This is a genomic window from uncultured Nevskia sp., assembly GCF_903885465.1.
Taxonomy (GTDB): Bacteria; Pseudomonadota; Gammaproteobacteria; order Nevskiales; family Nevskiaceae; genus Nevskia.
This window is the reverse complement of the sequence record NZ_CAISIQ010000331.1, coordinates 1-8,754: the sequence shown is the minus strand read 5'-3', so window position 1 is coordinate 8,754 and position 8,754 is coordinate 1. Positions and strand designations below refer to the sequence as shown.

Here is an 8,754-nt window from a genome sequence, read left to right as displayed (position 1 = left end):
TGTACTTGCGGTACTCGTCCATCATCCATTCCCGAGTACGCTCCGCCGCCTCGTGGCTCCAGCCATCCGGCTTCAGATGCTTGGGCGCGAAGCTGAAGAAGTACAGCGTGTGCTTGCCGGCCGGAGCGCGGGAAGGATCGTGCACGGTCATGTGCGCGGCGATCGACGCCAGCCGCTTCGGCATATGTCCGGCGCCGACGTCGTCGAAGATCTGCTTGAGGTCGGCAAGACGCGAAGGCACCGGCTGAACCAGCAGCGCGTCGTTGATTTCCGAGCACTTGTAGTTCGGTGCCTGATGCAGCGCCCAGTGGGTCATCACACCGCTATGGCTGGACAGTTCGCAGCGCCGTGCCTCGTCCACCATGTCCTGATCGAGCCCGGCGACCATGTCGCCGAGGTGGTGCGGATGGATGGCGCCGATCACCGCTTTCTTCGCAAAGATCTGCTCACCATCGGCCAGTTCCACACCCTTGGCCTTGCCGCCTGCCACCAGGATCTTCTTCACATAGGTGTTGGTGCGGATCACGCCGCCGTGATGCTCGATGCATTTGCCGAGCGCATCGGAGAAAGCCTGCACGCCGCCGTAGACGCCGGACTCTTCCTGGGTGTGCGCGACCGCCGTCGCCGTGTAGAACATCAGGCCGGTGCCGCGCTCTTCCGGATGCAGCAGGAAGATGCCCATCCACTTCATGAAGTGGATCTTGACCTTCTCGCTTTCGAACAGCTCGTTGAACAGGGCGGAGCAGCTCATCATCATGCCGCGCAGCAGTTCCTGACCGAGCGGGCTCTGGTCGAGCATCATCGCGAACTGGCCGTAGGGAATCGGCGGCTTGAACATCGCCGATTTCAGCAGCGGCGCCATCATCACGACGCGCGTCACGAAGGCACGGTAGGTCTCGGCATCCTTCTGCGAGAACTTGGCGATCGCTTCGCAGGTGTCGTCGAGCGACACGCAGGTGCTCATCCAGGTCTCGTCGTCGTAGACCGTGGCGATGGTTTTCTTCGGCGTGAAGAAGCGCAGGCCGAACTTCGATTTCAGACCCAGTTCGTCGTCCTTGATCATCGGATTGGCCATCACGATGATCAGGCCGGTGGCATGCGGCTCATGCTGGAAGCCGGGCGCGGTGAGTTCGCGATTGACCAGGCCGCCACCGATCACCGGGTTCTTGTCGAGTACGCAGACGCTCATGCCGGCCTTCGCCAGATAGGCGGCTGCCGACAGGGAATTGGAACCGCCGCCGGCGACAACGACATCGTATTGCTGACTCATTGAATAGCTCCTCCGCTATGCGTGATGCTGGATTGTTCGATCAGGTCCGGCTCTGTCTGGCCGGTTCGGGACCTCAGGATTTGCGAAACAGGAAGCTCAACAAAAACCACCAGAGCCGCCAGGGCTTGACCAGCCCGAAGACGCTGCGCACTTCCTCGGGCGTCAGCCGTCCCTTGACCGGCATGGCGCCCATCACCGTGCCGCGGAATTCGAGGTAGTTGCCGGTGCGTTCGAGCGTCTTGATCTCCATCAGGAGCGAGCCGTCGGTATTGAAAATCTTCACTCGTGATCACCTGGATGCGGGGTGCGACCAGCCTGGTCGGCATGCAGCCAACCAGCCCGATCTTGAACCGGCATGCTGACATGTTAGAGTTGTTCAAACAACACAAGCCAGTCCGGCGCTCGCGCTTTCGTTGTCGCGATGATTGTCGCGATGAGGTCGATGAGGGCTTGCACACAGCATTGGTCATCACGTACGCGAGAGGAGTTGAACCCATGGTCCCGCGCAGCCTGTTTGGTCCGGAGCACGAAGAATTCCGCAATACCTTGCGACGCTTCTTCGCCGATGAAGTCATGCCGCATCACGCGGCCTGGGAAGCGCAGGGCTATGTCGACCGCAAGCTGTGGAACCGCGCCGGCGAACTCGGCCTGCTGTGCATGGCGATCCCCGAGGCGTACGGCGGCCTCGGTGCCGACCGGCTGTTTAGCATCGTGCTGATGGAAGAGAAGGCCTATCTCGGCGCCACAGCCACGACCTTCGAAATCCATTCCGATGTGATCGCCAACTACATCTTCCATTTCGGCACCGAAGCCCAGAGGCTGCACTGGCTGCCAAAGATGGTTTCCGGCGAAGCGGTCGGCGCCGTTGCGATGACTGAACCCAGTGGTGGCTCGGATCTTCAGGCGATCAAGACCCGCGCCGTCGTCGATGGCGACGACTACGTTTTGAACGGCTCGAAGATCTTCATCACCAACGGCCACCACGGCGACATCTTTGTGGTCGTTGCCAGAACCGGCGACAGCGGCGAGGGCAAGCGCGATATCTCCCTGATTCTGGTCGAAGGCGATCGGCCTGGATTCACCAAGGGCAAGCCGCTGAGCAAGATCGGCATGAAGGGCCAGGACACCTGCGAGTTGTTCTTCGAGAACGTCCGCGTGCCGCGCAGCAACCTGCTCGGCGGCATCGAGGGCAAGGGCTTCATGCAGCTGATGCAGGAACTGGCCTGGGAGCGGCTGATGGTCGCGATCGGCGCAATTGCCGGTGCACGCATGGCGCTCGATGTCACGCTCGAATACACCCGCAATCGCAAGGTCTTCGGCAAGACCGTCGACTCCTACCAGAACTCGCGCTTCAAGCTCGCCGAGATGAAATCCGAGATCGCCATCGGCCAGGTCTTTGTCGATCGCTGCATCGAACTCGCGCTCGAGAAGAAGCTGGCGCCTGAAGCCTCGGCAGCCGCGAAGTACTGGACCACCGATCTGCACTGCAAGGTCGTCGACCAATGCCTGCAGTTGCATGGCGGCTACGGCTACATGATGGAGTATCCGATTGCCCACGCCTTCATCGATTCGCGCGCCAGCCGCATCTATCTCGGCACCAACGAGATCATGAAGGAAGTCATTGCGCGGACGCTCTAGGCCTAACTCAGGAGCCGCTGGCATGAGTCTCAGCAAGGCGATATCGGTAGCCGATCCAACAACGCTGGCCGAGTGGTTGCGGCGCCGTGCGAGACGTGCGCCCGATCGGCCGGCGCTGAGCTTCGAGGAGCGGACCTGGAGCTACGGCCAGTTGCAGGACGAGATCGAGCGGCTGTCGGCCGTGCTTGCTGCCGGGGGTTTGCAGGCTGGCGAGCGACTGGCGTGGCTCGGCTTCAACGATCCCCTGCAGATCGTCGCGCTGTTCGCTGCAGCGCGTATCGGCGCGATCTTCGTGCCGCTGAATTTCCGTCTGTCTGCGCCTGAGCTGAAATCGATCATTGACGATGCCGGAGTACACACCGTCATTGCCGACGCGACGCATGCGCCGCTGGTCGATCCCATACGCGAGTCGCTGTCCTGCCAGCGCTATCTGAGCTTGGGCAGCCTCGGCGCGGCCAACGCCGACTGGGTCAGCCTTGCCGCAGAGCGCGAGGCCGATCATCCGATCCCTGCGGCCGTGAACAGTCGACCCGAAGACGTGGTCCTGCTGCTCTACACCTCGGGAACGACCGGGCGGCCCAAGGGCGTGATGATCAGCAACCTCAATATATGGACCGGCAATCTCAATGGCCTGCTATCCACTGATCTGAGCTCGCGTGACGTCACCTTGAACTGCGCGCCGTTGTTCCATGCGGCGGCATTGGGCGTCCTGGTGTTGCCGAGCCTGATGGCGGGTGCGCATCTGATCCTGCAGCGCGGCTTCGACGCTGCTGGCCTGCTGCGTGCGCTCGCGGAGCATCGCGTGACGCTGACCATGCTGGTGCCGGCGATGATGCTGATGATCAGCCAGCACGCGGATTTCGAGACGGCTGAATTGTCGGCGCTGCGCCTGGTGCTTGCTGGTGGCGCGCCAGTTCCGGAACCTCTGCTGCGGACTTTTGCGACACGCGGCATTGCCGTCAGCCAGTGCTATGGCATGACAGAATCAACCGCGATCGCGACTCTGCTCGACGCCGAATTCGCGATGACCCAGCTCGGCTCCTGCGGCCGCCCGGCAGCGCTGACCGAAGTCTGTCTGGTCGATCGCGAAGGCCAGCGGATCACAGAGCCAAATCGACCCGGCGAAGTCTGGTTGCGGGGCGGCAATGTCGCGTCCGGCTACTGGAACCGTCCCGAGGAAAGCGCTGCCGCATTCCGCGACGGCTGGTTCCGCAGCGGCGATGGCGCCACCGTCGACGAACAGGGCTTCTACACGATCTGCGATCGCCTGAAGGACATGATCATCAGTGGCGGCGAGAACATCTACCCGGCGGAGATCGAAGGGCTGTTGTACGGGCATTCGGCAATCGCCGAAGCGGCGGTGATCGGCGCTCCAGACTCGCGCTGGGGCGAGAGGGTCGTCGTCGTCGCAGCACTGAAGCCGGGAAGCAGCCTTGATCTCGACATGCTGCGAGCCTTCGTCGAGCCGCGACTGGCGCGCTACAAGCTGCCGAGCGACTTGCATATCGTTGACGCTCTGCCTAGAAGCTCGACTGGAAAAATTCTCAAGGCCGAACTGCGCAAGCGCTTCGCTGGAGCGGGCTGAGCGCCCAGCCGCTTGCGGGCCTCGGCGGTTGTTACCAGCATGCTGACATGTTAGTTTGCGCTGGCGCTGTGCAAGAGCAATGCGTCACGTCACCCGATCACCGCGGCACAAGCGGGGCGGGTGCGAGCCGTTCGCGGGTTACTGGATGGAGGAGAGATGGTCAGAGTTACAGAATTGGGCTACCTCGGACTCAATGTGTCCGATTCGCAAGCCTGGCGTCAGTACGCCGCCGAATGCGCGGGAATGGAAGTTCTCGACGAAGGCGAGGGCGACCGTTTCTACCTGCGCATGGACAACTGGCATCACCGCTTCGTCGTCCACAACGGACCGCAGGATGACCTTGCCTACATCGGCTGGCGAGTCGCCGATGCCGTTGCGCTCAAGGCGATGGAGCAGCAGCTCGCCGAGGCTGGCGTCAGCTATCGGGTCGCCACTTCTCAGGAAGCTGCTGAGCGCAAGGTGTTGGGTCTGCTGAAGCTCGAAGACCCTTCAGGCATTCCGACCGAAATCTTCTACGGTCCCCGCATCGACGTGCACCTGCCGTTTCATCCGGGCCGGCGCATGCACGGGCGTTTCCTGACCGGCGATCAGGGCCTTGGCCATGTGCTGGTGCAGTCCAAGGATCCGGTTGCGACCTACAAGTTCTATGCGCTGCTCGGGTTGAGCGGCTCGGTGGAATATCACCTGCAGACGCCGGTCGGCATTGCCGAACCCTGGTTCATGCATTGCAACGATCGCCAGCATTCGATCGCCTTCGGCCTGCCGAGCGAGAAATTCCTCAATCACATGATGCTCGAGTACACCGAGCTGAATGATCTCGGCATGGCCCACGACATCGTCCGCAAGCGCGGTATTCCGGTAGCGCTGCAACTCGGCAAGCACTCCAACGATCTGGCGCTGACCTTCTACTCGGCAACGCCCTCCGGCTGGCTGATGGAACTTGGCTGGGGTGCCTGCAAGGCCACCGCGCAGCAGCAGTACCACGTACTCGATGTCTTCGGCCACGGCATGGAAGCAGCCGGCATGGGTCTCGATCTGGAGTTGTAAAGCGATCGGCAGGACGCGCGATCGCTCGTGATCGACTTGTTTGGGCAACATCAGAGGTCACCATGTTCGACTATCTTCGTTACTACCTGTCACCGGCCACCTTGCTGTTCGGCATCGTCGGCCTGTATCTAGGCGGCGGCTATGTCTGGCTGGGTCTGGCAACCCTGCCGATTCTCGCGATCGGCGACACCCTGCTGCCGCGTGATCTCGCCGAACGCCAGATGAGCAACGAGACGCTGGCCTTCATCCCGGTGCTGATGTCCTGTGGCCTGGCCTTCGTGAGCTTTGTGCTGCTGGCCTGGCAGGCTGGCAGCGGAACCTTGAGCACTCTCGACACCTTCGGCGCCGTGGTCTCCACTGGCTGGATCGGTACCATCGTCGGCATCCCGGCGTTCCACGAGCTGTTCCATCGCCGCACCGCGTACCTGCGTTATCTCGGCCTCTGCCTGCAGGTGATGTATGGCGATCCGACGCGCGACATCGCGCATGTCGTCGGTCATCACATCGACGTCGGCACGCGCAAGGACTCGGATACGGCATGGCGCGGTGAAACACTCTTCACCTTCGGCTTTCGCGCCGCACGCGGCAGCTTCATGACCGGCCTGGAAATGGAAGGCAACGCGCTCGAAAAGCGCGGCCTGTCGCGCTGGTCGATCAAGCATCGGCTGTGGCGTGCGCTGGCGGGATACCTCGCGTTCCAGGCGGTCATGTATCTGATCGGTGGCTGGGCCGCGGTTGCAGCCTGCTTCGCCGCAACTTCGCTCGCGCGCTTCCTGCTCGAAAGCTTCAACTACTTCCAGCATTACGGTCAGGTGCGCTGCGAAGGCTCGACGATCAAGAAGCATCACGTCTGGAACCATTTCGGCCGACTGAGCCGGGCGATGACTTTCGAGATCACCAACCACTCGGGCCATCATCTCAATTCCTATGCGCCGTACTACGACCTCAAGCCGGATCGCGATGCGGTGATGCTGCCGAGCGTGTTCATCTGCTTCATGTCGGCGCTGATTCCGCCGATCTGGCATCGGATGATCATCATGCCGGCGCTCAAGGAATGGGATCTCAAGCATGCCAGCGCCCAGGAGCGCGAACTGGCCCGCGCCCAGAACCTGGCCGCAGGCTGGCCGGACTGGTTTGCTGCCGAGGCCGCCAATGCGCCGTCCGCGAAAGCTCGCGCAGCCTGAAATGCAGGCACTGCGCGACCGACGGCCTTGCGGTCTACGTCGGCTTCGACAGGATGCCGGCCAGGCGCGGCTTGTTCCGGATATGCGCTTCCACCAGTTGCGCCGCGAGTTTTCCATCGCGCTCGGCAATCGCCTGCGCGATCGCGGTGCGCTCAAGGATCAATTGATTAGCGGCACTCGGCGCGAGGGTGGGGATGCCCTGCCAGAGATAGAAATTCGACAACCGGCGGACACCGCTGATCTTGCCTTCGAGCAGCGGCGCACGCGCCATCAGCCAGATCTGATCGTGAAAGCGGTCGATGTAGCTGATGTAGGCCTTGCGCTGATGCTGCTCGGCCAGAGAGGACAGATCGGCGGGCGCCGCGATGCTCAGCAGCAGCTCGGCCTCCCGGCCTTCATAACGCTCGGCGGCCATCGACACGACAGCGCTCTCGATCTTGCTCGAGATGACGAAGAAGTCTTCGATCTCCCGAGCCGAAGGCACCACCACGCGGCAGCCGACATGCGGAATGACCTCGACATAGCCCGAAGCCCGCAGATGCGAAATGGCAGCGCTGACCGGCTGGCGGCTGATGCCGAACTCCTCGGCCAGCTTGTTGAAGGACAGCATCTCCCCAGGCTCGTAGTAACCCAGGGTCAAGCGCTGTTCCATGAGCGCGACGATCTGACCGGCCTTGCCGGTCGGATCGGGCATCTTGTTTCGGGACCCGCCGATCTCCGGCGCATTGCCATCCCAATCGGCACGGCGGGAGCGCTTGGAGCTTTCGGGCGTAACCATTGTTTGTCTCGTACCAGCGGAATCGGTTCGCAGGATAGCCATGGCCGCAGCGCCTTGGCTCGGAATTTTCGGCGAAGCACGGAAATATTCGCAGAAACCTCTATCTACCCGGAATTATCTCCGTTGAATCAATGGCGTGGCAATGCACAAATGCGCGGCACGATTTCCCGAGACGAACCGAAACAGCAGGAGATCAAGCAATGCCTTTGACCATTCGTGACAGCGCGCCCTCGTTCCCGGATGCCGGGCTGGCTGCGGCCATACCGCTGGCCAAGGTTTCATCGACAGCCAGCAACGGGCGCAGGTTGCCGCTTGAAACACTCGATCGGCTGAAGACCGATCTGCTCGATGGCGCGCTGACGCGCAGGGACGGTGATCTGCACCTCGGCGCCCGGAACATCTACACCGATCCGGAGCTGTTCGAACTCGAGATCAAGCACCTGTTTGAAGCGGGCTGGGTCTACGCCGCGCACGAAAGCCAGCTGCCGAAAGCCAACGATTTCCTGACCCTGAACATCGGCCGGCAACCGATCCTGCTGACTCGCGACAGCGAGGAGAAACTGCACGGCTTCTTCAACGCCTGCCTGCACCGTGGCGCGCGGGTCTGCCGTGAGAAGACCGGCAATCGCAAGGTCCACATGTGCCGATTCCACGGCTGGTGCTACAACCAGAAAGGCGCACTGGTGAACGTCACCAGCGAGGCCGAAGGTGCGTATCCCTCCGGCTTCGATCGGAAGGACCTCGGCCTGGTGCCGGTACCGAAAATCGAGAGCTATCGCGGCTTCATCTTCGTGTCGCTGAGCGCCGATGTTGAAGACCTGCGCACGCATCTGAACGATGCCGCGCGCTTCATCGATCTGCTGGTCGACCAGTCGCCCACCGGCGAGCTCGAAATCCTGCAGGGCGAGACCACCTACACCTATTCCGGCAACTGGAAGCTCGCCACCGAGAACGGTCTGGACGGTTATCACGTGCCCACCGTGCACGCGAACTATCTGATGACCACCCGCAAGCGCGCCGAAGATTCCGCAGCGGACCCGACCAAGACCTTCGATCTCTCCAACTGGGGCAAGGGCGAGGCCGGCTTCTTCGGTTTCGCCAATGGGCATGGCGTGTTGTACGGGCCTTATTTCAACTTCGAGGACCGGCCCAGCTATGCGCAGTACCCGCAATATGCGCAGCAGCACGGCAGCGAACATGCCGACTGGATGGTCAAGAAATTCCGCAATGTGCTGCTGATGCCGAACGTGCT

Annotated in this window: 8 protein-coding genes; 5 read left to right on the top strand and 3 right to left on the bottom strand. The window is 62.0% G+C overall.

What is annotated here, in order from left to right:
- Both QZY06_RS13000 and QZY06_RS12995 read right to left on the bottom strand, forming a co-directional pair.
- The coding region (locus QZY06_RS13000) for an NAD(P)/FAD-dependent oxidoreductase (RefSeq protein ID WP_295685067.1) at positions 1-1,270 on the bottom strand (1,270 nt) is incomplete at its 3' end.
- A gap of 73 nt (positions 1,271-1,343) precedes the next feature.
- Positions 1,344-1,553, bottom strand: coding sequence for a hypothetical protein (locus QZY06_RS12995; protein ID WP_295685064.1), 210 nt, complete (start codon positions 1,551-1,553; stop codon positions 1,344-1,346).
- A gap of 212 nt (positions 1,554-1,765) precedes the next feature.
- On the opposite strand from QZY06_RS12995, the gene QZY06_RS12990 reads away from it, so the two are divergent.
- The 4 genes from QZY06_RS12990 to QZY06_RS12975 all read left to right on the top strand — a co-directional run bounded on the left by QZY06_RS12990 (position 1,766) and on the right by QZY06_RS12975 (position 6,724).
- Positions 1,766-2,908, top strand: coding sequence for an acyl-CoA dehydrogenase family protein (locus tag QZY06_RS12990; protein WP_295685061.1), 1,143 nt, complete (start codon positions 1,766-1,768; stop codon positions 2,906-2,908).
- Between the two features lie 22 nt (positions 2,909-2,930).
- A complete protein-coding gene (locus QZY06_RS12985) occupies positions 2,931-4,493 on the top strand; it encodes a long-chain fatty acid--CoA ligase (protein WP_295685058.1) in 1,563 nt (520 codons plus the stop codon).
- A gap of 156 nt (positions 4,494-4,649) precedes the next feature.
- The gene (locus QZY06_RS12980) at positions 4,650-5,540 is read left to right on the top strand and encodes a VOC family protein (RefSeq protein WP_295685055.1); all 891 of its coding nucleotides are present in this window, start codon (positions 4,650-4,652) and stop codon (positions 5,538-5,540) included.
- A gap of 62 nt (positions 5,541-5,602) precedes the next feature.
- A complete protein-coding gene (locus QZY06_RS12975; RefSeq protein WP_295685052.1) occupies positions 5,603-6,724 on the top strand; it encodes an alkane 1-monooxygenase in 1,122 nt (373 codons plus the stop codon).
- Between the two features lie 34 nt (positions 6,725-6,758).
- On the opposite strand, the gene QZY06_RS12970 is transcribed toward QZY06_RS12975, so the two are convergent.
- Positions 6,759-7,502 carry a GntR family transcriptional regulator gene (locus QZY06_RS12970; RefSeq protein WP_295685048.1) on the bottom strand — a complete coding sequence of 248 codons (744 nt, stop codon included), beginning with the start codon at positions 7,500-7,502 and terminating at the stop codon, positions 6,759-6,761.
- Positions 7,503-7,702: 200 nt separating this feature from the next.
- Here QZY06_RS12970 and QZY06_RS12965 point away from each other — a divergent pair.
- A partial coding sequence (locus tag QZY06_RS12965; RefSeq protein WP_295685045.1) for a Rieske 2Fe-2S domain-containing protein occupies positions 7,703-8,754 on the top strand: 1,052 nt, incomplete at its 3' end.

What these genes read in the sequence shown, in the direction of transcription:
- QZY06_RS12980 (WP_295685055.1), top strand. Translation starts at nt 4,650, where the DNA reads ATGGTCAGAGTTACAGAATTGGGCTACCTCGGACTCAATGTGTCCGAT.
- QZY06_RS12990 (WP_295685061.1), top strand. Translation starts at nt 1,766, where the DNA reads ATGGTCCCGCGCAGCCTGTTTGGTCCGGAGCACGAAGAATTCCGCAAT.
- QZY06_RS12970 (WP_295685048.1), bottom strand. Translation starts at nt 7,502, where the DNA reads ATGGTTACGCCCGAAAGCTCCAAGCGCTCCCGCCGTGCCGATTGGGAT.
- QZY06_RS12975 (WP_295685052.1), top strand. Translation starts at nt 5,603, where the DNA reads ATGTTCGACTATCTTCGTTACTACCTGTCACCGGCCACCTTGCTGTTC.
- QZY06_RS12985 (WP_295685058.1), top strand. Translation starts at nt 2,931, where the DNA reads ATGAGTCTCAGCAAGGCGATATCGGTAGCCGATCCAACAACGCTGGCC.